A 23,822-nucleotide genomic window follows, 5' to 3' on the forward strand; every position below is an offset into this window, starting at 1 on the left:
TGCTCTCAATGAATTTAAATTGCGATTTTGGCGGTGCGCAGCGCGCGACGTAAATTTGCATAGTCGCTGGATTGCGGCAGTGTCGGCGGTTCTTCACCCTCAGGAATGCAACCCATCTCCACTAAGGCCCACATTACGGGGATGGAGTTGGGATCCTCCAGCAGGCCCTCGGCGAGTGGCTGTAAATTATTATTGATTGACTCTGCGTTATCCCGATCACCGATCAGTGCACTGGTAAACATATTTTGAACAAGGTTAGGCGCAATATTGGCGACTATTGAAATACCGCCTCGGTATCCAGATAAGCATAGTTGGCAGGCGTCGCTATCGTGACCAGAATAAAGTGCAAAGTTTGCGGGAAGGTCTTGTACCTGCACGGCGTGTTCGCTTGTTGCTAGGCTTGAATTATTTACAAAGCCTAATAGCCCGTCGATCTGGGTGAGTTTAGTAAGTGTAGCCGGCGACAGAACGCCTGGGTTTGCGAAATCATCGCGGGCAATTAGCGGCAATTTGACCAGTGCGCTTAGTTCGCGTAAGTAGTCGATGAGTTCTGCTAGAGATGAATAATTCTCGCCAGTGAGCGTAAGTAGCATAGCGCTGCTACCGAATTCGTCTGCGGTACGGGCGAATTCAAAGATCTGTTCGGGGTCGCCAGCACTGAGGTCCGCGATAATAGGGATTCGCCCGTCCGACTGCCAGATTGCGCGTTTAAGAAGTTCGCTGCGTTCGTCGATATCGAATTGTGTGGACTGGCCTGTCGCACTACCAATAAGGAGTGCGGCACTGCCGTTTTCTACGTGCCAATCAACCAGTGTTTCGAGAACGTCGTAGTCGGGTGAGCCGTCTTTACAAATGGGTGTAATCAAATCGACGATACTGCCGTTGATCATAGGTGAACTCCTCGGTCGTATAGCGAAAGCTGAATTACAGAGACGAATTCAGGCAGTTTATGGCTAGTTATTGTACAGTCGTTTTGTATTCTACAACTGACTGATTTCTTTTGGAATGTATGTGCGACCATGAGGTGAAACTAAGCTATAACTATGTATTTTCGGTCTAAAATGGTGCAAATAAAATGTGTTTGGCCACGGTTTTGCCACACAAAGTTGCATTTAATAATAGCCGGGAGATTACATTGACGTTGATGGACAGGAATTTCGGTCGTGCTATGATGCGGAATCCTTTTTATTTTCTGGATTGAAATGCTACGTAGTCTGTTTGCTATTGTTGTTTTTCTACTGTGCGCTGATGTGCTCGCAGATCGACATCAGCTGGAAAAAAGTTGGCTAGCTACGACTGCCAGCGACGCAGCAGAGTGCCCTAATAACTTTGCAGACGACAAGGAAAAGCCGCTAGGTCTAGCCACTAAGTCTGCGTTTATAAGTCCGCCATACTTTATTGCCACGACCATTGCTAATCAGCAGCATGTCTATGGCCCGCAACGCAATTTTCGTTCTGCCCCCATTCGAGCGCCACCAAGATCTCGTTGATCTAGTCATATTTTTTTGGCATTTAATCAATGAGAGTAAAAAAATGAAACAGTTTAGTTTATACGATGCTGATCGCGTCGATCATTTAGTGCACCCGGAAAATTTTGAAAAGCTCAGTGGTGACTCGCCTGCAATGACGGTGTTCACGGATTTTCGAGTCTATGAACCGATGGTAATTGATGGCATAACGACTGCAGTCGAAGCTGAGAATATGATGAAGCGCTCGCATGTTCGATTGAAATTAGTCATCGATGAACGCGGTAGCTTTCTTGGCGTCATTGCCCTAGAGGACTTAAGCAATAGTGAGATAATTAAAAAGGTTGCCGAAGGTTACAATCGCGAAGAACTGCAAGTTGTCGATTTAATGCGCAAACGTCAGGATCTTAAGGTTTTTGACTTTCACGAGTTGGAAATAATGACTGTGTTTGACGTGCTTGAGGTGTTGCGACAATACGGCCATCAGCATTGTTTAGTGGTTGAACGTGAGTTTCATCAGATTCGCGGTGTAATCTCCGCGAGTGATATAGCGCGTAAACTCAAAATGGATATTTCGATTCAGCAGCCACCAAAATTTGCTGAATTATATCTTTCTTCATTACACCGTTAAGTTTTCTGCCTTTTAGGGGGCTCCGGCCCTCTAATTTATATGAGTCCCTGCTTGCGCAAGATTCGGGCTGTATTTCCCGTCGGTATTCCTTAAAATCTCGTTGTTGTTTTGTCTATTTCGTATTGGTGAGCGGAAATCCTTGTGGCGTTGCAAATCATGTCGCTTTATACCTATTTCCGCGTCGTCGCTGGTAAGGAACCTATCCATTTAATTGGGTGTAAGACCGGACAGCTTATTAGGGAGTTTCTCCAATAAATGCGAATACCACTAGAATTAGCGCTGCCAGAAAACTACGGCGTAGCGGATATCCTCGCCTTTCATGGCCGCGATAGTGAACAGGTCTCTGAGCGTTGTGCATTTGTGGCTTCTGAGCTGAAAGCTCAATCAAGCCAAACGTCGCAGAGTAGCTTTGAGAAAGCCATGCTTTGGGGCGGCTACCCGGCTTGCTTGGGGATTCAATTTAGTGGCGACACTGCGGCAGTGGTTTTAGCCGTGGACGTATCGCTTGAGGAGGATATTTGCGCCAAGAAATTTGAGTCGTGGCGGCATGAATTGCAAATAATCGTCCAGCGAATGCTGGGCTTAAATCAGGATGTAGCAGCATTTTTACAGCTATTTTCGGCTCACCCAGACATAGGTGCGTTGATCCTACGCCGCGCGAATCTGCGAGTGCCGCTATCAGCTAGTCCCTTTGAGGCACTGTGTTGGGCGGTGACTGGCCAGCAAATTAGCGTATCTGCTGCAGTGTCTATTCGGCGGCGATTTATTCAACTGCTCGGCACGGTGCATTCCGGTGGTTTGTGCTGCCATCCATCGCCACCCCAAGTAGCGGCGTGTGAAGTGGCACTACTACGGGGTATTGGTTTATCTAAAACCAAGGCGCAGACCCTTATTTTACTGGCGCAGGCCATTGAATCAGGTGAGCTGGCGTTGCCAGCTAATAGCGACCAACCATTGAACCACGCAAGCGCCGACGCATTGCGCGCGCAATTGTTGAGCATTAGGGGAATTGGCCCGTGGACGGTTAATTACGTACTACTCAGGGGGTTTGCTTATTTAGATGGCTCGCTGCACGGCGATGTGGCAGTGCGCCGCAGCCTTAAAATATTACTGGGCAGGGAAGAGGAAATTTCTGAGCGGCAAGCCCAGCAGTGGTTGACCGAATTTTCACCGTGGCGGGCTTTGGTGGCGGCACATTTGTGGGCAATGCATAGCGATGCAGTTTATTGAGCCAGACGTCCATGATGTTGGATGTCTGGCGAGGATTCAGTTTAAAACTGCATTTCTGGTACGTGATCGGGAACGATTAAGGTGCCAGCTGTTTTAGCTTTGATTTCTTCCACACTGACACCAGGGGCGCGCTCGCGCAGAATGAAGGAGCCGTCTTCTATGTCGAGCAGCGCGAGGTCGGTTAGTACCCTTTTGATACAGCCTTTACCGGTAAGGGGTAGGGTGCATTCCGGGAGTAACTTAGACTCGCCATGCTTGGAGGCGTGAGTCATCGTGACGATAATATTGTCTGCGCCTGCCACTAAGTCCATCGCGCCACCCATGCCCTTAATAAGTTTTCCGGGAATCATGTAGGAGGCGATGTTGCCCTGACAATCGACTTCAAAAGCGCCGAGCACCGTGAGGTCTACATGGCCACCACGAATCATGGCAAAGGACTCTGCCGAAGAAAATATGGCCGCACCTGAGGCGAGGGTAACGGTTTGTTTGCCAGCATTAATCAAGTCGGCGTCCACTTCTTCCTCAAGAGGGAATGGCCCTAAACCAAGGATACCGTTCTCTGATTGCAGAATCACCTCCATGTCATCGGGAATATAATTGGCCGCTAAGGTGGGAATGCCAATACCTAAGTTGATGTAGTAGCCGTCTTTAAATTCTTGCGCAACCCGCTGCGCCAATTGCTCACGCGATAAAGCCATTATTATCTCTCCTATTATGCTTGGCGAACGGTACGTTGCTCGATTGCTTTTTCAAAGTTGCCTTGAATCAGACGGTTAACATAGATACCTGGCAAATGAATTTCATCCGGATCTAGCTCGCCCACTTCAACTATTTCTTCTACTTCAACGACGGCAATTTTTCCGGCTGTGACGGCCATGGGATTGAAATTACGGGCCGCTTTGCGGAAAACTAAATTACCGTAGCGGTCGGCCTTCCACGCCTTGGCGATAGAAAAGTCGCCTTGAATAGCCTCTTCTAAAATGTAGTGTCGGCCATTAAAAACTCTTACTTCTTTGCCTTCGCCCACGGCCGTTCCGTAGCCGGTAGCAGTGAAGAATGCGGGTATTCCGGCCCCACCAGCGCGCATTTTTTCGGCTAAGGTACCTTGTGGTGTGAGTACAACTTCCAATTCGCCACTCATCATTTGGGCTTCAAAGTGGGCGTTTTCACCGACGTAAGATGCAATCATCTTTTTAATCTGGCGATTAGGAAGTAGGAGCCCCAAGCCCTTGGTGGTGGTACCACAGTTGTTTGAGGCGACGGTGAGGCCCTTAGTGCCTTTGCGCTGTATTTCTTTAATTAAGTTTTCTGGAATGCCACATAAGCCAAAGCCGCCGGCGACAATAGTCATGCCGTCTTCGAGGCCGTCCAGTGCTTCTTCGTAGCTGCTTACAACTTTGTCAAATCCAGGCATACGTATCTCCTTGGTGTGCCGTTATAAACGGCGTAGTGGCGATTGTCTTATTGATTATTTGTGGCTATGGCGACTTTCGATCCGCTTTGCCGCCCTAGTTTGTCGCTGATAAATTGACCGGCTGCTATTAGCTTGTTGAGGTCGACGCCGTGTTGAATACCGAGTCCGTTGAGCATGTACACGAGATCTTCGGTTGCTACGTTCCCTGCCGCACCTTTGGCGTACGGACAACCGCCAAGACCGGCAATGGAACTGTCCACGACAGCGATACCCATTTGCAGTGAGGCGTAAATATTGGCGAGTGCTTGGCCGTAGGTGTCGTGAAAATGCACGCCCAGCTTTTCTGCGGGGATGACGCTTAATACGGCTTCCAGCATTCGATTAACGCCCGCAGGCGTTCCGGTGCCCACGGTATCGCCCAAAGATACTTCATAGCAGCCCATCGCTAATAGGCGCTCGCTAACCTGTGCAACTTTTTGCGGCGCGATCTCGCCCTCGTAGGGACAGCTGATGACGCAAGAAACATAACCGCGTACCGGAATGCCGCGTTCTTTAGCGGCGTCCATAACGGGTTTAAAACGGTCAAGACTCTCTTCAATACTGCAGTTAATATTCTTTTTACTAAAGGCTTCAGACGCCGCGCCAAAAATGGCTACTTCATTGGCGGTAACGCTAATTGCGCGTTCAAAGCCTTTTAAATTAGGGACAAGCGCGACATAACGTACCTTGTCGTCGCGCTTAATCTGCGTGAATACCTCTTCGCTACCAGCCATTTGTGGCACCCAAGCAGGGTTCACAAAGCTGCCTGCTTCAATTGACTTTAGGCCTGCGGCGCCGAGCATATTCACCAATTGCACCCGAGTGGCAATATCGATTGCTTGCTTTTCGTTTTGCAGACCGTCACGTGGGCCAACTTCAACAATGCGGACGCTGCTTGGAATCAGGGTATTCATCATTCGCTTTTCTCTAGTTGGATTAATTCAGCGCCGCCACTGACTAGTTCGCCGGGCTGATAGAAAAACGCGCTAACAATGCCATCAGCGGGAGCGCGGATAGTGTGCTCCATTTTCATGGCTTCCATAATCAGCAGAGGGTCGCCTTTGCTTACCAAACTTCCCGCTGCAACTAAATGGCTTACGACGGTGCCATTCATTGGTGCGATAAGCTGGTTGTCGGCGGCATCGTCACTGGCGTCTCCCAAATCTGGATATTTGATGTTGAAGTGAACAGCTCGTTCAGCACTATAGAGGCTGTAGCCGCCACCGTGTTCGGCAACGCTGGCGCTCTGACGATGGCCGTTAATGTCAGCTAATAGAACTCGGTCCTTGAGTTCCCCGCTCACGGTGAACTCGCTGTCGTCGCTGTGAATAACAAAACTGGCGTCTGAGGATGATGACTGGGCAATGGCGGTAATAGCGACGAGTTTTTCGCCAAATTGCAGGTCAAACTTGTGCTGCGCAGGCTGATTCATACGCCAGCTATGGGCGTTATTCCACGGTGAGTTGGCATCGTTATTATTCGCTGCGCGGCCTGCGATTAGCTGCTTTTGGCGCAGTATTAAATACAGTGCGGCTAGCGCGATATTGTCGCCGAGTTGGCTCGCTGTTTTAGTAAATAAGCTGGCTTCGTGCTTGCCGATAAAACCAGTGTCGAAGTCGGCACTGCAAAACGATGGGTGCCGCGTTAAGGTGTAGAGGAAGTCGATATTGGTTGTTACGCCATTTAGGCGATATTCGCTAAGCGCGCTACTGAGGCGACGTAGAGCTTGTTGGCGGTTGCTGTCCCAAACAATAAGTTTGGCGATCATGGGGTCATAAAATACGCTGACTTCGTCGCCTTCAATCACGCCGGTGTCGATACGCACATGCGCCGATTCTGCTGGTGTCTCTAAAAGGTGGAGTGTGCCTGTTTGCGGCAAAAACTCGTTATCGGGGTCTTCGGCGTAAATCCGCACTTCAATCGCGTGGCCATTAATCTGTAGTTCGTTTTGCTTTAGCGGCAGAAAGTCGCCTGCCGCAACGCGCAGCTGCCATTCCACCAAGTCTAGTCCGGTAATCATTTCGGTTACGGGGTGTTCGACCTGCAAACGGGTATTCATTTCCATAAAGTAAAAGCTGCCGTCGGCGTCGAGGAGAAACTCAACGGTACCTGCGCCGACATAATCGATCGCCTGGGCCGCACGCACGGCTGCGTTACCCATTTCGGCACGCAGCGTTTCGCTCATTCCTGGCGCGGGGGCTTCTTCTACTACTTTTTGGTGGCGACGTTGAATAGAACAGTCGCGCTCAAACAAATACACCGCATTGCCATGACTGTCGCAAAATACTTGGATTTCAATGTGGCGCGGTTGGGTGAGGTATTTTTCAACTAACATGGTTTCGTCGCCAAAACCGTTCATGGCTTCACGCTTGGCGGCTTCCAGTGCGCTGTCAAATTCCTCTGCGCTCCACACTTGGCGCATACCTTTGCCGCCACCGCCGGCGGTGGCCTTGAGTAGCACGGGGTAGCCCATCTCATTGGCCGCTGCGCGAATGATCTCGGGGTTTTGGTCGTCGCCGTGGTAACCGGGTACCAGTGGCACGCCCGCTTTTTCCATAATCTGTTTGGCTGCCGATTTCGAGCCCATTGCCTCAATTGCGGAGGTTGGCGGCCCGATAAAAACGATATTCTCTGCGGCGCAGCGACGGCAGAATACGGCGTTTTCCGACAAAAAACCGTAGCCTGGATGAATCGCTTGGGCGCCGGTTTTCAGCGCCGCGGCGATGATCTTCTCTATGTCGAGATACGATTCTCGTGCGGGTGCGGCGCCGATGTATATGGCTTCGTCGGCCATGCTCACGTGCAGAGCCGTGCGGTCGGCGTCGCTGTATACTGCAACGGTGCGCACGCCCATGCGGCGAGCAGTTTTAATGACGCGGCAAGCGATTTCGCCGCGATTCGCTATTAATATTTTATCGAACATGTTTGCGTTTCCACTTTTTGGAATACGGAAAATACGGTTGTGTAGTTGTGCAATTTTTTAGGTGTTTACATTCTAAATACGCCAAACTTGGTTTCCTCGATTGGCTTATTGAGACTAGCTGACAAGCTTAGACCGAGCACCATTCTGGTATGCGCAGGATCGATAACGCCGTCATCCCAAAGTCGCGCAGAGGCAAAATAAGGGTGGCCTTGTTGTTCATAGGTATCGAGAATTGGCTGTTTAAATGCTTTTTCTTCCTCGGCTGGCCATTCTTTATTTTCGCGTTCATATTGGTCGCGTTTTATTTGCGCCATGACGCCAGCTGCTTGTTCCCCGCCCATAACCGAAATGCGGGCATTGGGCCACATGAACAAAAAGCGAGGATCATAGGCGCGGCCACACATACCGTAATTACCTGCGCCAAACGACCCGCCAATCAAAACGGTGAGCTTGGGCACTTGCGCGCACGCTACTGCCATCACCATTTTTGCGCCGTGTTTGGCTATGCCGCCAGCCTCATACTGCTGGCCAACCATAAAACCGGTGATGTTCTGTAAAAAAATCAATGGAATTTTGCGCTGGGCGCAGAGTTCAACAAAGTGCGCGCCTTTTTGCGCCGACTCAGAAAACAAGATGCCGTTATTGGCGACGATGCCGACCGGGTAACCAAATATGCGGGCAAAGCCACAGATTAAAGTGGTGCCAAACAGGGCTTTGAATTCGTCAAAGTCGGAAGCGTCGACAACACGCGCAATGACTTCGCGTACATCGTAGGGTTTGCGGCTGTCTTTGGGCACAATGCCGTAAATTTCGTCGGCGGGGTAGGCGGGTTCTTCGCTGGCGCAAACGTCTAAATCCACTGGCTTGCGCCGGTTCAAGCGCTTAACCGCATTGCGCGCTAATTGCAGTGCATGGTGGTCGTTTTGCGCGTAGTGGTCAGCGACGCCGGATGTGCGGCAGTGAACGTCGGCGCCTCCGAGATCTTCGGCGCTGACCACTTCGCCGGTTGCGGCTTTGACAAGTGGTGGACCCGCCAAAAAGATAGTGCCTTGCTCGCGCACGATGATGGATTCATCTGCCATTGCGGGCACATAGGCACCACCGGCGGTACAGCTGCCCATGACCACTGCAATTTGCGGTATGCCCATCGCAGACATATTGGCTTGATTGAAAAAAATTCGCCCGAAGTGCTCGCGATCTGGAAATACCTCGTCTTGCTGGGGCAAATTGGCGCCGCCGGAATCAACCAGGTAAATACAGGGCAAATGGTTTTCTTGGGCAATGGTTTGTGCGCGCAAATGTTTTTTGACCGTCAGCGGGAAATAACTGCCACCTTTCACCGTCGCATCATTGGCAATAATCATGCACTCTTGGCCGCAGACGCGGCCAATACCTGTGATGATACCTGCTGCCGCAATATCGTCGTCATAGACTTTATAGGCGGCTAATTGCGATAACTCTAAGAATGGCGCACCGACGTCTATCAACGCGCTAATGCGGTCACGGGGCAGTAATTTGCCTCGCTCGGTATGGCGGCGTTGCGATTTTTCGCCGCCACCTAAACTTGTGGCCGCAACAATTTTATGCAGGTCGTCGACCTGTGCTTGCATATGCGCCACATTCTCGGCAAAGCCTGGGTCGCGAGTATTAATAATGGATTTGAGTACTGTCATTTCCCTTGTGCCTTTTGGTTCGCTGGGCGTTTGTCTTGGTATTGGTTTCTAAATCGCGATTACATGGTCTCTTTAAATAGCTCGCGGCCGATCAGCATGCGGCGAATTTCTGATGTGCCTGCGCCAATTTCATAGAGCTTGGCGTCGCGAAGCAGGCGGCCAGTAGGGAATTCATTCGTATAGCCGTTTCCACCTAACGTCTGAATCGCTTGCAGCGCCATTTGCGTCGCTTTTTCGGCGGCGTAAAGAATGACGCCGGCGGCGTCTTTGCGGCTGGATTCGCCGCGATCGCAGGCGCGGGCGACTGCGTATAAATAGGCGCGACTGGCGTTGAGTTCGGTATACATATCGGCGAGCTTGCCCTGCATTAACTGAAACTCACCAATGCTTTGGCCGAATTGCTTGCGGTCGTGCAAATAAGGAACAACGACGTCCATGCAGGCTTGCATGATGCCGGTCGGGCCGCCAGATAAAACAGTGCGCTCAAAGTCGAGGCCGCTCATTAGCACTTTTACGCCGTCGCCTTCTTTGCCGAGGATATTTTCGGCGGGAACTTTACAGTCTTCAAAGACCAATTCGCAGGTGTTTGAACCGCGCATGCCGAGTTTGTCGAGTTTGGGCGAGCGACTAAAACCAGGATAGTCGCGCTCGACGATAAAGGCTGTCATGCCGCGAGGGCCCGCTTCCATATCGGTTTTGGCGTAAATGACATAGGTGTTTGCATCAGGGCCATTGGTGATCCACATTTTATTGCCATTGAGTACGTAGTGGTCGCCTTGTTTCTCTGCCTTGAGCTTCATACTTACCACATCGGAACCCGCATTGGGTTCTGACATTGCCAAGGCGCCGACATGTTCGCCCGAACAGAGCTTGGGAAGGTATTTTTCTTTTTGGGCTTGATTGCCATTTTTGTAGATTTGATTTACGCAGAGATTGGAGTGGGCGCCATATGACAGACCCACTGAGGCTGATGCCCGGCTGATTTCTTCCATGGCGATAACATGGGCGAGGTAGCCCATATCGCTGCCGCCAAACTCTTCACTCACGGTAATACCGAGTAAGCCCATGTCGCCCATCTTGCGCCACAAGTCCATGGGAAAGGCGTTGTCTTTGTCGATGCTTTCGGCGCGCGGGGTGATTTCGGCCTGGGCAAATTGGTAGGTGGCGTCGCGCAACATGTCGATGTCTTCGCCAAGGCCAAAGTTGAGTGTGGGGTAAGTTGTGCTCATGGTTACGTTGCCTTAATAGATGTAAAAAGTATTTGCCTAGAGGATTAATTTATAGCTCATTCAGCTGGCTATAGCTTACTCGCCCTTCATTTCTGCCAGCGCTTGTGCGCAACGAGCTTCGGCTTCGTCGAGCTCGCCGAGCATGGCCTTGATGTCTCGTAATTGCTCTTTAAGTAGGCGCTGGCGCTCGCGAATTTTGTCGATCAGTTTGATCAACTGAGGGCTGTTGTCGTGTTCCGGCTGGTACATTTCGATAATGTCTTTGCTTTCTTCCAGCGACAATCCCAGGCGCTTACCACGCACGATCAGCTTGAGCTTTATGCGATCAGCGGCGCTGTATATGCGGGTTTGGCCTTTGCGTTCGGGGTCGAGTAAGCCTTTTTCCTCATAGAAGCGAATAGTGCGAGTGCTTACGTCGAAGTCCGATGCTAACTCGGAGATGCTGTAGCTTGCTTGTGGCATGGGCTGCTTGCCTAAAATTCAGGGTGGCGAATACCTTACTTCTAGTTTACGTTAACGTCAACTTAATTTCTGTGGTCTGGCCAAGCGAGGGTCCGATAGAAAATGGTCAATAGCGGCAAGTGCGCTTGCTTCACTAAGCAATGGCGCGTGGCCGCAATTGGGGATCTCTATAAACTGCATAGTGGGCATTTGCTGCTGCATTTTGGTAACGCATTCGCGGCTTAAAATGTCTGAGAGTTCACCGCGCAGCAGCAATAGCGGCAGGTCGCTAATGTGATTAAATAGCGGCCAAAGATCGCTTGCCTCGGGGGTGCTCGGGGTTTGTAGCAGCACGGCGATCTCTGGGTCATAGGCTAATATAGGCTTGCCTTGGGAATTTTCGCGATACAAATTTTTACTGAATTGCAGCCAGTCGTCGTAACTAAATTCGGGGTATTCCTGGCTGAGGCTTAATTTGGTTTTGGCGATAGCTTCAGGCCAGCTCTCAACTGGTTTTGCATTGCAAACATAGGCTTTAATGCGCTCGAGACCAGTTTGATTTGCCTCGGGCCCGATGTCATTGATGACGGCGGCGGTGACGCGATCGGCGGCGGTAGCGGCCAACACAATAGACACTAAACCGCCGAGGGAGGTGCCAATGAGAATGGCGGTGTTCAAGTCGAGTTGGTCAAGAAGGGCGATGATGTCGAGGGCATAGGTGCCGGGGTGGTAGTTTTCAGGTTTGCTGTCGTAGTCGGAATTTCCGCGTCCGCGTAGGTCGACTGCAAAGATCCGAAAGTCACCGGCGAGGTGTTCACACAAGGGGGCGAAGTCGGCGGAGTTTCGAGTTAGGCCTGGAATGCAGATAATGGTGCGTTCGGCGTCACTTGGCCCATATTGGCGGGCGTATAGGCGCAGGCCGTCGCTGCTTGTATACCAGTAGTCTCTGTGGTTTTGCATGGACTGTAGGCTCATGAGTAGTGGTTGGGAGTGTAATGGACGCTGCGAGGTATCGGGTCGTGGTGAGCTTGCGTCACGACCCGATTAGCTTGCCTTTAAAAGGCGTAAGCGACACTAGCAGTCCAGGTTCTTGGCGCACCGTAGAAGGCCAGTTCACCAGAGCCAAGGTTGTAACCACCTGTTTTGTATTCTTTGTCTTCTATGTTTTTGATATGCAGGCCGACGGTCCAGTGCTCATCGGCGGAATACCAGTTGGCACCGGCATCAAGCAAAGTGTAAGACTCGTCTTGATCGCAGCTGCAAATCACATTATTAAAGTTTCTGGATGCGTCGCGATAGGAGGCTGCGGTGTTGAGCGCAAGGTTGCCGGCTTTACCTAAATCGCGCTGATAATTGATCGCGAATTGGCCTGTCCAATCTGGCGCGTTGAGCATTTCCCAGCTGGCGGAGACATCAGCGCCGCCGGAGATAACTTCGGTTAGTTCCGCATTCATATGGCCAACAGAAAGCGAAGTGCTGATGTCGCTAGTGACCTGGAACAGGGCTTCTAATTCCGCACCCTGGATTTCAGCTGTACCCGCGTTGACCACGTCAGATGAAAAGAATACCGGTGCGGGCTGTGCGGTTTGCACCGTTAGCTGCATGTCGGTGTAATCCATGTTAAATACCGTGAAATTGAGACGCAGGCGATCATTCCACAGTTGCGATTTTATTCCGGCTTCCAGCGTTTCAACGGTTTCTGGGTCATAACCTTGGGCTACGTTGGGGTTGGTGGCAGCGTTGCCGCGCATGTCGAAACCACCAGACTTAAAGCCTTCGGCATAGCTGATGTAGAGCATAATGTCGTCGCTCATACGCCAATCAAGTTTGATTGAGGGGCTGAGTTCGCTCCAGTCCTTATCTGCTTCGCTGTCGCTAATGTCGGTAGCTATGGCAAGTAAGGTGTCGTTACTGGGGTCACCAAAGGTGAATCCAGTACCTTGGCTTTGGCTATAGGGATAGGAGTCGGTGGTGTTGTAGGCATAGCGTTTGATATTGGAGTTCTTGTCGTCCTTGGTTAAGCGCATGCCCCCGGTTAAGGTGAGATCGTCGAGAATATCGTAGCTAATATTAAAATACGCAGAGCTGCTCTCTGTGTCGACGTCGCCACCAATAGCGAGGTCATAATGTTCGCCATCCATATAAGGTGTGCCACCTAAGCCATTTAACACGACGTCAAACGCGCCGGCAGAGTTACCCGTAAAGTAGTACAGGCCGGCAACGATCGCCATGCGGTCTATGTTGAAGTTTAATTGCAGTTCGTGGGAGGTTTGGTCGTCCGTGTATTTGGCTGGTACGTCAAAGGAGTCCAGCGGCGTGCCATCAAAATCAATAAACTGCTGAGTTTCACCCTCGCGTTTGGCGAACACATATTTAACGGTGGTACTGTCGGTGACTTGGTATTGTGCGGTTAGCGAGTAGCCGTTGTTTTCGACATTTGAAATATGACTGGTGCCGCAAGCGCCATCGTAGGGATTGTTTGACGCGGCGAAGGTTTGGCCATTGGCTGGATGAGTTAGCGCGGTAGGGCTAGACTGTGAGCCACAGGGTTGGTTTGAGTTGTCGTCGGTCCGATCGCCAGCCAAGCGGATGAAAAGCTCATCCGTTGGACTGTATTCAATACTGACCCGCGCGACTAACACGTCTTTGTTGTAGTTGTCTTCGGTCGCGCTGTAGGTACCGGTATTGATGTCGTAGCCAGTGTCGACGTCGCCAAAACCATCACGCTGCATTCTAGCGATGGCGGCGCCAATATACAGTTCATTGTCGATCACTGGCAGTTGCGCAGAGATGTTGACGTCTTGCTGGTCATAGGCACCAGCGGCGAGACTGATTTTGCCTTCGGCTTCGCCGCTCATTTTCCGAGTAATGTATTTAATGGCCCCGCCAACGGTATTTTTGCCGTAGAGGGTGCCTTGTGGGCCACGCAGAACTTCGATGCGTTCCACATCAAATACATCCATCACCGCGGCCTGGGGGCGGGCGTAGTAAACGTCATCAACATAAACGCCAACACCAGGTTCAAAGCCCCAAAGAGGGTCTTGCTGACCGACACCGCGGATATACGCGGTGAGCGTGGAATTGGTGGCGCGGCTGGCACGGAACTGGGTGTTGGGTACACTTTTTTCCAGTTCGGTAATGGTGCTAATTCCCTTGTCCGCTAATTCTGTTGCGGTAAATGCTGTGATGGATACCGGTACTTCCTGCAAATTTTGTTCACGTTTTTGTGCGGTAACGAGAACTTCTTCTAGTGCCACGGCGGTACCCTGTTGTGCCCACGCAAGGTTGTGGCATAGGCCTGTCGCGCTGCTGACGGCGAGTAACATGGCAAATCGTTTTTTGTCTGCTTTTATATTTATCATGGGGCACCTGCGTTGAGTTTATTGATTTATGTGTCAGTGCTATCTCGAATACAAATTCAACACATGTTGAATTTGTATTCGAGATTATTCAACAAGTGTTGAAATGTCAATATGCTTAAAGAGAAATTATTTTTTACGTTGAATGAAGTGAATCAAGGCTAGTCCGGCGAGGGTGTATGCACAAGAGCCGATTATGGCGTAGCTGGCGGACACGGCCGGATTCGCGACACCACCAAACAAATTAAAATAGTAATGACTGAATAAGGCGATCAAGGAGGCACTGGCGATCAGTGGTAGGGGTAGCGGTTTGCGTACTAAGACCCCGAATAACATTGGCACCAAAGACGCAGCGGCCAAACCATAGACACCTTTTTGCGCGAATAGACCAATTAACGGTGGTGGATTCCAAGCTAGCAGCAGGCCAATTATACCTACCGCGATTAAGGTCCAGCGTGACCACGCGAGGCCTTTGGTTTTACCTTTGCTGAGTGGTGTAACAATATCGTTGACCACCATTGCCGACAACGAAACAAGTATGCCGTCTAAGGTGCTCATACCTGCGGCGAGTAAGGTGATGAAAATAAACGTCAAGGTTAGCTGGCCAAGTGGGCTGCCGCTAAATTCATGAAGTAAGTATTCCCTCACGACGGTGTCTTGGCTCTCAATTTCTAATCCGGCGAGGCGGGCATAAAAGCCAACCATCAAGATCAAAGTGAACAAAGTGCCGACAACCACGGTGGTGCCAATAAATTTTCCAATGTCTGCTTCGCTGCGCAAATACAACACTTTAGTCAAAATATGCGGTTGCAGCATCAGCGCAAAAGTGACAATAAAGCCGCCGCCAAACACAGAGAAAAAATCGTAGTAAAGATTGCTGTCGGGGTTTAGCGCTGCGCCATAACCCGGGCTTATATTGCGTAGCGATCCTAGGATGTCGCCGTCAAAATAATGAAAACCCTGCACAAATAAGAGCAGGGTAACGATGATCATCATAATACCTTGTAAGGTATTAGTATAAGCGTGGGCATAGGTGCCGCCCATGAGTACATACGAAAACACAAATACCAGTACGACGAGTAGCGCTGGCTTCTGGTCGATAGGAAATATTCCGGTCATCAAAAGGCTGCAGCCAACCAGTATCAGCACCACAAAACTAATAGATAACAAATTAATGAACGCAAAGAATAGACTAAAGCCCCGATGGTGGTAGCGGTTGTATATCCACTGGGGGATGGTCAGTGCTTTGCTCTCTTCCCCTAGTCGTAAAAAACCGCGTGACAGCACCAGAAACGCAGTGAGAATACCTGCCGAGCCAGCCACACCGTAGTGCAAGTAGGCGGATAAACCGTGCACGTATACAAAGCCGGGGTTAATGACAAACGTCGCGGTTGACGCGATAGAGGCTGCGAGCGTAATGCCAATGAGGTAGGGACTCATGTCCTTATTGCCAATAGCGAAGCCACTAATGTCTTTGGTGCGACGCATGCCCACCCAAGAAAGCCCATAGACCAATATTACGTATGTGCCGGTGAGCACATATTTAAAGACTTCTGCCGATATCATGTACTATCTGCCTTGTATTTTAATTATTCGTGAGCCACTATATTCAACGCTTGTTGAAAAAACAAGTAAGGCTTTAAAAACAACCATATTGACAAGCTAGCGGTGTAAGGCGGTTCCGCTTTCACGGACGAACGGGTTTGCTGGTGCTTGGAGTATTACAATGAATAAAAAAGACAGTGGGCTCAAAAGCGAGCGCATTTTGGATGTTGCAGAGGAGCTGTTTGCTCTGCACGGCTACGACGGCGTGACCATGCGACAGATATCGACCGGCGCGCAGGTCGATGTGGCCTTGGCAAATTACCATTTTGGTAAGAAGCTCGATTTATTTTATGCGGTTTTCCATCGCCGTGCGGAGCTGCTAGGAAATACCCGTCGCGAAGTATTACGTAACAGTTTGGAAGTGGCGAGTGGTCAACCGCAAACCTTGGAACAGATTATTGAGGCCTTTTTGCTGCCCTTAAAATTTGCGCAAGAAAGCGGCGACCCCGGCTGGAAAAATTACATGGCGTTATTGGCCTATGTCATGACTTCACCGGTGTGGAGTAAGACCTTAATGAAAAATAATTTTGACAAACATGTCAGTGAATTTATTGAGGCGCTGAAAATAATCTTTCCCACGGCTAAAGAGGAAGACCTGCATTGGTGTTATCACTATGTGTCTGGCGCATTGGCGCTAACCCTAGCGCAAACTGGTCGTATTGATCGCTTGTCTGGCGGCAAATGCCATTCTTCTGATTTTGACGCTGCTTATCAGCGCATGATTCCTTTTATGGCCGCTGGATTTAGGGCTGTATGTGAAAAGTAGAAAATAATTAAAACAGGTGTAGGAAATGAGAAATAAAACTGCCTTAGTCACTGGCGCGGCCAGTGGTATCGGATTAGCGATTGGTGATGCCTTGGCGAGGCTGAATTATACCGTTTGGATTAGTGATAGTCAGTTTGAATCCGCTGAGCGTGCGGCGCTAAATTTACGTGAGCAGGGCTTCGATGTGCATGCGGTGAAACTCGACGTGAGCAGCCAAACCGATATTGATAATGTCGTTGCCACCCTTGAGGCCGCGGGTGGCTACGCAGATGTGCTGATAAATAATGCCGGAATTCAACATGTTGCTAAGTTGGAAGACTTTCCGGTTGATCGTTGGCGATTGCTCACTGAAATATTGTTGATTGGCCCTGCGATGCTGAGTCGTGCGTTGCTGCCGATGATGCGTCGCCATAATTTTGGTCGCATAATTAACATTGGCTCGATCCATTCCTTGGTGGCCTCGCCACATAAAAGCGCTTATGTGGCTGCAAAACACGGCCTGTTAGGTTTTTCTAAGGTCGTGGCGCTGGAAACAGCCGAGCAGAATATTACGATTAATACCATTTGTCCTTCCTACGTGAAAACGCCATTGGTAGAGCAACAAATTGCCAGTCAGGCAAAGGTCCACGGTATTTCGGAAGAAGATGTGGTTAATAAAATCATGCTTGAGCCCATGCCGAAAAAGAGCTTTATTGAAATGGACGAGCTTAGCGGTGCCGTAAATTATTTGATAAGCGACGCCGCGCGAAACATGACGGGGCAAGAGCTGGTGTTGGATGGCGGCTGGACCATTAAATAGCGAATGCCATTATTTGTTTTTGATGGATTGCGCGCTGTAGGCGGCATAAAGTGGAGTTTTCGGGTATTTTCGCGCCTCGATCTGAGTGGTAGAAATCGCGCTGCTATGTGACGCGAATTTCATGCCACCATAGATATTAGGGACTGGGCGGAGCAAACAAGATAATTGCCTAATAAATACGGTATAATGGTCGATCCAACTCCGGTTTATTGATAACAGAGTTAATTAAGTCGCATGCTTAACTTTGTAAGGATCCTATAGTAATGCAAGATAAAATCACCCTAATACTTGATTACCTGAACGAGAATCAGACTCGCTGCAGCAATAATGCAGCAGCCAAAGCATTAGGTATTACCGCTCCTGAATTGAAAAAAATGTTAGGTAAACGTAGGCCTGAAACCTCGTGGTTAGTGAATGCTAGCACCGGTGAGCCAGCGGGTTACTCTGCAGAAGAAAAGCATGACGAGCTTTATCGTGTGAGCCGTATCATCAAATCAGCCGAAGTGCTGACTCGCAATCTTGACCTATAGTTGACGAGCTGCGGTACTGATACGAAAAAGCGTCTTTCCTACGTTATTGGACGCGAGCAGTACCGATCTAAAAACTCAAGTCAGCGCCCATCTGGTATCGCTACGTCTAAGCCTAGTAAGTCAATCGCTACGGCTTCGGCGACTTTAATGCCGTCGATACCTGCAGATAGAATTCCGCCTGCATAGCCCGCGCCTTCTCCCGCCGGGTAGAGCCCGTTGGTGTTGAGATTTTGGTAGTCGCGTCCACGCTTGATGCAGATTGGTGACGAGGTGCGAGTTTCAATGCCAGTGAGAATGGCATCGTTCATCGAAAAGCCTTTAATTTGCTTATTAAATGCGGGGATGGCCTCGCGAATTGCCGCGTTGGCAAAATCGGGCAGGGCTAAGCTTAGATCGCCTAGGCTAACGCCGGGTTTGTATGAGGGGATGACGCTGCCAAGTTCGGTAGAGGCCTTATTACGCAAATAATCGCCAACGAGCTGTGCTGGCGCATTGTAGTTTTCGCCCCCTAGTCGATAGGCGAGGCTTTCGAGTTGTCGCTGTAAGTCGACCCCCGCCAGAACATGCTCGGGATAATCTTTTTCAGGTTCTATGCCAACCACGATGGCAGCATTGGCGTTGCGTTCGTTGCGGGAGTATTGCGACATGCCATTGGTGACCACGCGGCCTTCTTCAGAGGTGGCGGCGACTACGGTGCCGCCTGGGCACATGCAGAAGCTGTAGACGCTGCGGCCATTTTTGCAGTGATGAACGAGTTTGTAGTCGGCGGCGCCGAGGATGGGATTGCCTGCATTGTCGCCAAATCGGGCGGCGTCGATCACGGATTGCGGGTGTTCAATACGAAAGCCAATGGAAAATGGCTTGGCTTCAAGGTAAACGCCTTGCTCCAAAAGCATAGCAAAGGTGTCGCGAGCGCTGTGGCCCACCGCCAATATAATGTGGCGGCTGGCGAGATGGTTGCCATCGCTTAAGCTTACGCCGGTGACTTGGCCGCTCTCACCATCGCTCGCTTCGCGGTGTAAGGTTTCCACTTTGCTATTGAAGCGAATCTCGCCGCCGAGGCGGGTTATTTCGGCGCGAATGTTCTCAACCATTTTAACCAGTTTGAACGTCCCTATATGGGGTTTACTCACCATGAGGATTTCGTCGGGTGCGCCGGCCTTTACAAATTCAGTCATGACTTTGCGGCCGAGAAAACGCCGATCTTTGACCTGGCTATAAAGCTTGCCGTCTGAGAAGGTGCCTGCGCCGCCTTCGCCGTATTGCACATTTGATTCGGTGTTGAGTTTGCGTTCGCGCCATAGGCCCCAGGTGTCTTTGGTGCGTTGGCGCACGTCCTGACCGCGATCGAGTACAATCGGCTTTAGCCCCATTTGCGCTAATACTAGAGCGGCTAATATACCGCAGGGGCCAAAACCAATGACGATGGGCCGCTGCTGGTTGCCTGTCGGGAAGTTGGCGGGTGCATGGCCAACAAAGTTGTATTGGGTGTTTGGGCTGGGGCCGACGAATGATTTTCCAGAAAATTGCCCTAAAACGCGCTGTTCAGCGTCGCTGCTAAGCTCTAGATCTAATAAATAGATAAGCAGGATGTTGTGCTTTTTCCGTGCGTCGTAGCTGCGTTTAAAAATCGTTATGTTCAGTAGCTCATGTTCCGCCAAGGCCAGTTTACTCAGTACGGCGCTGCGCAGATCAAGGTCGTTGTGGTTGAGGGGGAGCTTGATGTCGTTGAGTCTGAGCATGAAGGCAATGTGGTTCCGGTTAGTCGTCGCTTAGGCGGGGGATTTTATCATGTTTGTGGTCGTGGTTGAGGCTTTCAAATACACGTGATTAACAGACTAGGCCTGCGCTATAGCCAGAGGACCAGGCCCACTGAAAATTAAAGCCGCCTAAATGGCCGGTTACGTCTAATACCTCGCCAATAAAGTACAGGCCGGGCTGGGACTTAACTTCCATGGTTTTGGAGCTGATGGCGGCGGTGTCGACACCGCCACGAGTCACTTCGGCGGTACGATAGCCTTCTGTTGCCGACGGTTTAAGTCGCCAGCAGTGCAGTTTATCGGCAATTACGCTCAGTTGTTTGTCGCTGTAGGTCGCTAGCGGCTGCTCGGCGCTATTCTGCCACCACAGTGTTTGCAATTCATTGACGAGCCCTTTTGATAGCTTCTGGGCTAGCACCGTGCGCAGTAGGCTCTTGCTTTGCTGGTGTTTAGCGGTGCGCAACCATTTGTGGCCGTCGAGGTTAGGCAGAAGGTCGATAGTGATCTCGTCGCCGGGATTCCAGTAATTGGATATTTGTAGTATCGCCGGGCCGCTGATGCCTCGATGAGTGAAAAGTAGATTCTCGGTGAATTGGCGGCGATTGCAGCTGACGTCGACTTCGAGGGCGAGGCCAGCTAGTCGCTCACAGAGCGGCTTCATTGCATCGCTAAACATAAAAGGTACGAGGCCGGCCTGCCGCTCGGTTAGGGCAATGCCGAAGTGATCGGCAATATCGTAGCCTAGTCCGCTGCCACCAAGGCTGGGGATAGATAGCGCGCCAGTGGCAACGATTAGCGAGTGGCACTCTAATGATAGCGGTGTTTGGCCTTGGCGTAATGTAACTTGGTAGCGTTGGCGCTGGTTGTCGTCTTGATGTTTGTCTGAGTGGGGTTGCTCAGGCAATGTAGAAATTTTGTCGATGCTGCAGTGGGTGCGAATTTCTGCGCCAGCCTGTGCGCACTCATCCAATAGCATATTGAGTATGTCTTTGGCGGAGTCTAGGCAAAATAGCTGGCTGTGCTTGCGCTCTTCATATGGAATGCCATAGCGCTCGACCAGCGAAATAAAGTCCCATTGGGTATATCGGGTTAGTGCGGCTTTGCAGAAGTGAGGGTTGCCAGAGATGAAGTTGTCGGCTTCGACAAAATGATTGGTGAAATTGCAGCGCCCACCGCCCGACATCAATATTTTTTTGCCGACCTTATTCGCTTTTTCTATAACTAGGACCCGCCGTCCGCGTTGAGCTGCAGTCAGGGCACACATTAAGCCCGATGCGCCTGCACCAAGAATGATCACGTCGAAGTGGTTTGGGGCGGCTTGCACGGTAGAATAGTCACTTTTACTAAGGGTATTTGGCGCGGAGTATACCGCCAAATAAGGCCTGTAGCACATTAAGTGGGGTGGGAATGATGCGCTAGTATTTGCGCGAACTAGCGCTATACTGCGCCAGCTGCATTACTGCTGAGTAAAATTTCATTGGTTTTAGTGTTGTTTGCGCTAAGCTGGTGCAATTATTGCTAGCACTACGGTAGTCATTTTAGTTTCTGGCTTTCAGTCAGCTCAAGTGATACCCATTACCTAACATTCTATAAGGCGAGGTCACCTTAATGAGTCGCAATCAAGCGCGCGTTCAAGCTATTTCCCGGATTACTAATCGTACGCCCATGGCCGTCACGATGCCTGAGCCACTCAGTAAAATTTGGGCAAGCGATGTTTTTAATATTGCCAAGATGGAGCAATGCCTCTCTAAAAATGCTTTTAAGGCAGTGAAAAAGACCGTACAAACCGGCGCGCCGCTTGATGCAGCAACCGCAGATGTGGTTGCCGCAGCAATGAAAGACTGGGCCACAAGTAAAGGCGTTAAGTTTTTCTCGCATATTTTCTACCCAATGACTAACGCCACGGCAGAGAAGCATGATGGTTTTATCATTACCAATTCTGACGGCCATGCGATTACTGAATTCACTGGCAGTCTGTTAATTAAAGGTGAGCCAGACGGTTCTTCTTTCCCGAATGGCAGCCTGCGGATGACCAATGCCGCACGTGGTTACACGGCGTGGGATCCAACGAGCCCAGCCTATATTATGCACACCGAGAATGGCTCAACGCTAATGATCCCAAGCGTCTTTATGAGCTGGACAGGTGAGGCGCTGGATAAGAAAATCCCGCTGTTGCGTTCTAATTCAGCGATGGATAAGGCGGGTCAGCGGGTATTATCGCTGATGGGCGAGACTGAAATTGCCACGTTGAACTCTAGCTGTGGTGCTGAGCAGGAATACTTCCTTGTTGACGCTAACTTTGCTGCTAGTCGACCAGATCTTACTCTGGCGGGTCGTACTTTGTTTGGTGCCGCGCCAGCGAAAGGTCAGCAGTTTGACGACCATTATTTTGCTGCCATCCCTGAGCGGGTCCAAGTCTTTATGCAAGACCTGGAAGACAAGCTTTATAAGCTCGGTATTCCTGCTAAAACTCACCATAACGAAGTGGCCCCAGGCCAGTTTGAAATCGCGCCCTATTATGAAGCAGCGAATATCGCGTCTGACCACCAGCAGATGATGATGACCTTGTTAAAGCTGACTGCGAAGCGTCATGGCTTCGTGTGTTTGTTGCATGAAAAGCCATTCGCTGGCGTAAATGGCTCAGGTAAACACGTAAACTGGTCTGTTGGTAACGGTACTCAGGGCAATTTGCTTGATCCGGGTAGTACCCCACACGACAATATTAACTTTTTGCTCTTCTGTGGTGCAGTAATTCGCGGTGTGCACCTTTATGGGCCTCTTTTGCGTGCAGTTATTGCTTCGGCGTCAAATGACCATCGTTTGGGTGCGAACGAAGCGCCTCCAGCAATCTTGTCAGTTTACTTGGGTGACCAGCTTGAGGGTGTTTTTAATGACATTAAAGAAGGTAAGTTGCTGAAGTCTGAACTGGGTGGCTTGATGGACTTGGGTCTTAATCAGATTCTTAAGTTCGAGCGCGATCCTGGCGACCGCAACCGGACTTCGCCTTTTGCCTTCACTGGTAACCGTTTCGAGTTTCGTGCGGTAGGTTCTTCCGCCTCTGTTTCTGGTCCTTTGGTTGCGATGAATACCATGCTGGCTGATTCATTGAATTGGATTGCAGATCAGTTGGAAGTTGAGTTGCCTTCTAGCGCCAACGCGGCCGAGGCGGCGATTAAAGTACTGAAAAAACTCATGGAGCAGCACAGTAATGTGGTGTTTGGCGGTGACGGTTACTCTGAAGAGTGGCACCGTGCAGCGGTTGAAGATCGCGGTTTGAAGAACTTGCCAACTACGGCAGATGCACTTCCATACCTGCGTGACGAGGCGATCGTTAAGTTATTCTCTAGCACGGGTGTATTGACGCCGGTTGAGCTTGAAAGTCGCTTTGAGGTCTATTCAGAGCAATATTTGCTGGCGATTGAGGTTGAAGCCAAGTTGGTGGTTGATATGGCTAGCACGAGCATTTACCCAGCGGCAGTTGAATATTTGTCGCAGTTGGGTAGCACTAGCTCTTCATTGACGGCAATGGGTATTTCTCTTGATAGCAGTGTTGCTACTGCTGTGGCGAGTGAAGCAAACGCGATGATGGCCGCGGTCGCGAAATTAAGCGAGGCCTTGGCCGTTCACGATTTTGCTTCGACCGAAGAGCACATGCAGTATGCCGCTGGAACGCTGCGTAGCTTAATGCTTGAAGTTCGTGGTCACGCTGATGCGCTTGAAGGCTTAGTCGCTGACGATTTGTGGGCGCTGCCTAAGTACTCAGAAATGTTGTTTATCAGATAAGCAATCGGCGCCTCGAAATGAGGCGATTTGTTACTGAATAAAAAGGCTCTCTTCGGAGGGCTTTTTTTATGTGTGCAAGATACGCTAGCGCAGCGCTCCAATGCGAGGCCGTGGAAATAGCCACGAAGCTATAGTCTTATGCGGTAAGTAGTAATATTTTTTGATCGTCAGAAA

General features: G+C 50.3%; 20 protein-coding genes. 7 read left to right on the forward strand and 13 right to left on the reverse strand.

Annotated features, from left to right (window positions below):
• Positions 1 to 14: 14 nt before the first annotated feature.
• Positions 15 to 890, reverse strand: a complete 876-nt coding sequence (locus ABD836_RS10915) for a dihydrodipicolinate synthase family protein (RefSeq protein ID WP_344935697.1) — start codon at positions 888 to 890, stop codon at positions 15 to 17.
• A 312-nt stretch (positions 891 to 1,202) separates the two neighbouring features.
• On the opposite strand from ABD836_RS10915, the gene ABD836_RS10920 reads away from it, so the two are divergent.
• From ABD836_RS10920 to ABD836_RS10930, 3 genes are all read left to right on the forward strand, one after another.
• Positions 1,203 to 1,490 (forward strand): hypothetical protein, encoded by a 288-nt coding sequence (locus tag ABD836_RS10920; protein WP_344935699.1) that lies wholly within the window; start codon positions 1,203 to 1,205, stop codon positions 1,488 to 1,490.
• A gap of 43 nt (positions 1,491 to 1,533) precedes the next feature.
• Entirely contained in the window at positions 1,534 to 2,097 is a 564-nt protein-coding gene (locus tag ABD836_RS10925; RefSeq protein ID WP_344935701.1) for a CBS domain-containing protein, read from the forward strand.
• A gap of 255 nt (positions 2,098 to 2,352) precedes the next feature.
• Positions 2,353 to 3,327, forward strand: a complete 975-nt coding sequence (locus ABD836_RS10930) for a DNA-3-methyladenine glycosylase 2 (RefSeq protein ID WP_344935703.1) — start codon at positions 2,353 to 2,355, stop codon at positions 3,325 to 3,327.
• 41 nt (positions 3,328 to 3,368) lie between these two features.
• On the opposite strand, the gene ABD836_RS10935 is transcribed toward ABD836_RS10930, so the two are convergent.
• From ABD836_RS10935 to ABD836_RS10980, 10 genes are all read right to left on the reverse strand, one after another.
• Positions 3,369 to 4,025, reverse strand: coding sequence for a CoA transferase subunit B (locus ABD836_RS10935; protein ID WP_344935705.1), 657 nt, complete (start codon positions 4,023 to 4,025; stop codon positions 3,369 to 3,371).
• 14 nt (positions 4,026 to 4,039) lie between these two features.
• On the reverse strand, positions 4,040 to 4,741 hold the full coding sequence (locus tag ABD836_RS10940) for a CoA transferase subunit A (protein WP_344935707.1): 702 nt from the start codon (positions 4,739 to 4,741) through the stop codon (positions 4,040 to 4,042).
• A gap of 47 nt (positions 4,742 to 4,788) precedes the next feature.
• Entirely contained in the window at positions 4,789 to 5,694 is a 906-nt protein-coding gene (locus ABD836_RS10945; RefSeq protein ID WP_344935923.1) for a hydroxymethylglutaryl-CoA lyase, read from the reverse strand.
• A complete protein-coding gene (locus ABD836_RS10950) occupies positions 5,694 to 7,703 on the reverse strand; it encodes an acetyl-CoA carboxylase biotin carboxylase subunit (protein ID WP_344935709.1) in 2,010 nt (669 codons plus the stop codon). Before ABD836_RS10950 ends, ABD836_RS10945 begins: the two co-directional genes overlap by 1 nt.
• A 65-nt stretch (positions 7,704 to 7,768) precedes the next feature.
• Positions 7,769 to 9,376 carry a carboxyl transferase domain-containing protein gene (locus ABD836_RS10955; protein WP_344935710.1) on the reverse strand — a complete coding sequence of 536 codons (1,608 nt, stop codon included), beginning with the start codon at positions 9,374 to 9,376 and terminating at the stop codon, positions 7,769 to 7,771.
• A gap of 59 nt (positions 9,377 to 9,435) precedes the next feature.
• Complete coding sequence (locus ABD836_RS10960) at positions 9,436 to 10,605, reverse strand: isovaleryl-CoA dehydrogenase (protein WP_344935712.1); 1,170 nt, start codon at positions 10,603 to 10,605, stop codon at positions 9,436 to 9,438.
• 75 nt (positions 10,606 to 10,680) lie between these two features.
• The gene (locus ABD836_RS10965) at positions 10,681 to 11,067 is read right to left on the reverse strand and encodes a MerR family transcriptional regulator (RefSeq protein ID WP_344935714.1); all 387 of its coding nucleotides are present in this window, start codon (positions 11,065 to 11,067) and stop codon (positions 10,681 to 10,683) included.
• Positions 11,068 to 11,124: 57 nt separating this feature from the next.
• Positions 11,125 to 12,006, reverse strand: coding sequence for an alpha/beta fold hydrolase (locus tag ABD836_RS10970; protein ID WP_344935716.1), 882 nt, complete (start codon positions 12,004 to 12,006; stop codon positions 11,125 to 11,127).
• A 95-nt stretch (positions 12,007 to 12,101) separates the two neighbouring features.
• Positions 12,102 to 14,408, reverse strand: a complete 2,307-nt coding sequence (locus tag ABD836_RS10975; protein WP_344935719.1) for a TonB-dependent receptor — start codon at positions 14,406 to 14,408, stop codon at positions 12,102 to 12,104.
• A 126-nt stretch (positions 14,409 to 14,534) separates the two neighbouring features.
• A complete protein-coding gene (locus ABD836_RS10980; RefSeq protein WP_344935721.1) occupies positions 14,535 to 15,971 on the reverse strand; it encodes a sodium:solute symporter family transporter in 1,437 nt (478 codons plus the stop codon).
• Positions 15,972 to 16,131: 160 nt separating this feature from the next.
• Here ABD836_RS10980 and ABD836_RS10985 point away from each other — a divergent pair, with 160 nt between their 5' ends.
• The 3 genes from ABD836_RS10985 (at position 16,132) to ABD836_RS10995 (ending at position 18,105) form a co-directional block, all read left to right on the forward strand.
• Positions 16,132 to 16,776: a TetR/AcrR family transcriptional regulator gene (locus ABD836_RS10985; protein WP_344935723.1), complete on the forward strand. Its 645-nt coding sequence runs from the start codon at positions 16,132 to 16,134 to the stop codon at positions 16,774 to 16,776.
• 25 nt (positions 16,777 to 16,801) lie between these two features.
• Positions 16,802 to 17,575: a 3-hydroxybutyrate dehydrogenase gene (locus ABD836_RS10990; RefSeq protein ID WP_344935726.1), complete on the forward strand. Its 774-nt coding sequence runs from the start codon at positions 16,802 to 16,804 to the stop codon at positions 17,573 to 17,575.
• Positions 17,576 to 17,838: 263 nt separating this feature from the next.
• Positions 17,839 to 18,105, forward strand: a complete 267-nt coding sequence (locus ABD836_RS10995; protein ID WP_344935728.1) for a hypothetical protein — start codon at positions 17,839 to 17,841, stop codon at positions 18,103 to 18,105.
• An 80-nt stretch (positions 18,106 to 18,185) separates the two neighbouring features.
• Here the strand turns inward: ABD836_RS10995 and ABD836_RS11000 are convergent, their stop codons facing one another.
• Both ABD836_RS11000 and ABD836_RS11005 read right to left on the reverse strand, forming a co-directional pair.
• Positions 18,186 to 19,847 (reverse strand): NAD(P)/FAD-dependent oxidoreductase, encoded by a 1,662-nt coding sequence (locus ABD836_RS11000; RefSeq protein WP_344935730.1) that lies wholly within the window; start codon positions 19,845 to 19,847, stop codon positions 18,186 to 18,188.
• 88 nt (positions 19,848 to 19,935) lie between these two features.
• Positions 19,936 to 21,189 carry a BaiN/RdsA family NAD(P)/FAD-dependent oxidoreductase gene (locus ABD836_RS11005; protein WP_344935732.1) on the reverse strand — a complete coding sequence of 418 codons (1,254 nt, stop codon included), beginning with the start codon at positions 21,187 to 21,189 and terminating at the stop codon, positions 19,936 to 19,938.
• A gap of 284 nt (positions 21,190 to 21,473) precedes the next feature.
• Between ABD836_RS11005 and ABD836_RS11010 the strand changes: the two genes are divergently transcribed.
• Positions 21,474 to 23,648 (forward strand): glutamine synthetase III family protein, encoded by a 2,175-nt coding sequence (locus ABD836_RS11010; protein WP_344935733.1) that lies wholly within the window; start codon positions 21,474 to 21,476, stop codon positions 23,646 to 23,648.
• Positions 23,649 to 23,822 lie beyond the last annotated feature (174 nt).

This window comes from Zhongshania borealis, assembly GCF_039539625.1.
In the GTDB taxonomy this organism is placed as follows: domain Bacteria; phylum Pseudomonadota; class Gammaproteobacteria; order Pseudomonadales; family Spongiibacteraceae; genus Spongiibacter; species Spongiibacter borealis.

Excerpts from the sequence above, each read along its gene's own strand:
- ABD836_RS10915 (WP_344935697.1), bottom strand. The coding sequence starts at position 890 with ATGATCAACGGCAGTATCGTCGATTTGATTACACCCATTTGTAAAGAC.
- ABD836_RS10920 (WP_344935699.1), top strand. The coding sequence starts at position 1,203 with ATGCTACGTAGTCTGTTTGCTATTGTTGTTTTTCTACTGTGCGCTGAT.
- ABD836_RS10925 (WP_344935701.1), top strand. The coding sequence starts at position 1,534 with ATGAAACAGTTTAGTTTATACGATGCTGATCGCGTCGATCATTTAGTG.
- ABD836_RS10930 (WP_344935703.1), top strand. The coding sequence starts at position 2,353 with ATGCGAATACCACTAGAATTAGCGCTGCCAGAAAACTACGGCGTAGCG.
- ABD836_RS10935 (WP_344935705.1), bottom strand. The coding sequence starts at position 4,025 with ATGGCTTTATCGCGTGAGCAATTGGCGCAGCGGGTTGCGCAAGAATTT.
- ABD836_RS10940 (WP_344935707.1), bottom strand. The coding sequence starts at position 4,741 with ATGCCTGGATTTGACAAAGTTGTAAGCAGCTACGAAGAAGCACTGGAC.
- ABD836_RS10945 (WP_344935923.1), bottom strand. The coding sequence starts at position 5,694 with ATGAATACCCTGATTCCAAGCAGCGTCCGCATTGTTGAAGTTGGCCCA.
- ABD836_RS10950 (WP_344935709.1), bottom strand. The coding sequence starts at position 7,703 with ATGTTCGATAAAATATTAATAGCGAATCGCGGCGAAATCGCTTGCCGC.
- ABD836_RS10955 (WP_344935710.1), bottom strand. The coding sequence starts at position 9,376 with ATGACAGTACTCAAATCCATTATTAATACTCGCGACCCAGGCTTTGCC.
- ABD836_RS10960 (WP_344935712.1), bottom strand. The coding sequence starts at position 10,605 with ATGAGCACAACTTACCCCACACTCAACTTTGGCCTTGGCGAAGACATC.
- ABD836_RS10965 (WP_344935714.1), bottom strand. The coding sequence starts at position 11,067 with ATGCCACAAGCAAGCTACAGCATCTCCGAGTTAGCATCGGACTTCGAC.
- ABD836_RS10970 (WP_344935716.1), bottom strand. The coding sequence starts at position 12,006 with ATGCAAAACCACAGAGACTACTGGTATACAAGCAGCGACGGCCTGCGC.
- ABD836_RS10975 (WP_344935719.1), bottom strand. The coding sequence starts at position 14,408 with ATGATAAATATAAAAGCAGACAAAAAACGATTTGCCATGTTACTCGCC.
- ABD836_RS10980 (WP_344935721.1), bottom strand. The coding sequence starts at position 15,971 with ATGATATCGGCAGAAGTCTTTAAATATGTGCTCACCGGCACATACGTA.
- ABD836_RS10985 (WP_344935723.1), top strand. The coding sequence starts at position 16,132 with ATGAATAAAAAAGACAGTGGGCTCAAAAGCGAGCGCATTTTGGATGTT.
- ABD836_RS10990 (WP_344935726.1), top strand. The coding sequence starts at position 16,802 with ATGAGAAATAAAACTGCCTTAGTCACTGGCGCGGCCAGTGGTATCGGA.
- ABD836_RS10995 (WP_344935728.1), top strand. The coding sequence starts at position 17,839 with ATGCAAGATAAAATCACCCTAATACTTGATTACCTGAACGAGAATCAG.
- ABD836_RS11000 (WP_344935730.1), bottom strand. The coding sequence starts at position 19,847 with ATGCTCAGACTCAACGACATCAAGCTCCCCCTCAACCACAACGACCTT.
- ABD836_RS11010 (WP_344935733.1), top strand. The coding sequence starts at position 21,474 with ATGAGTCGCAATCAAGCGCGCGTTCAAGCTATTTCCCGGATTACTAAT.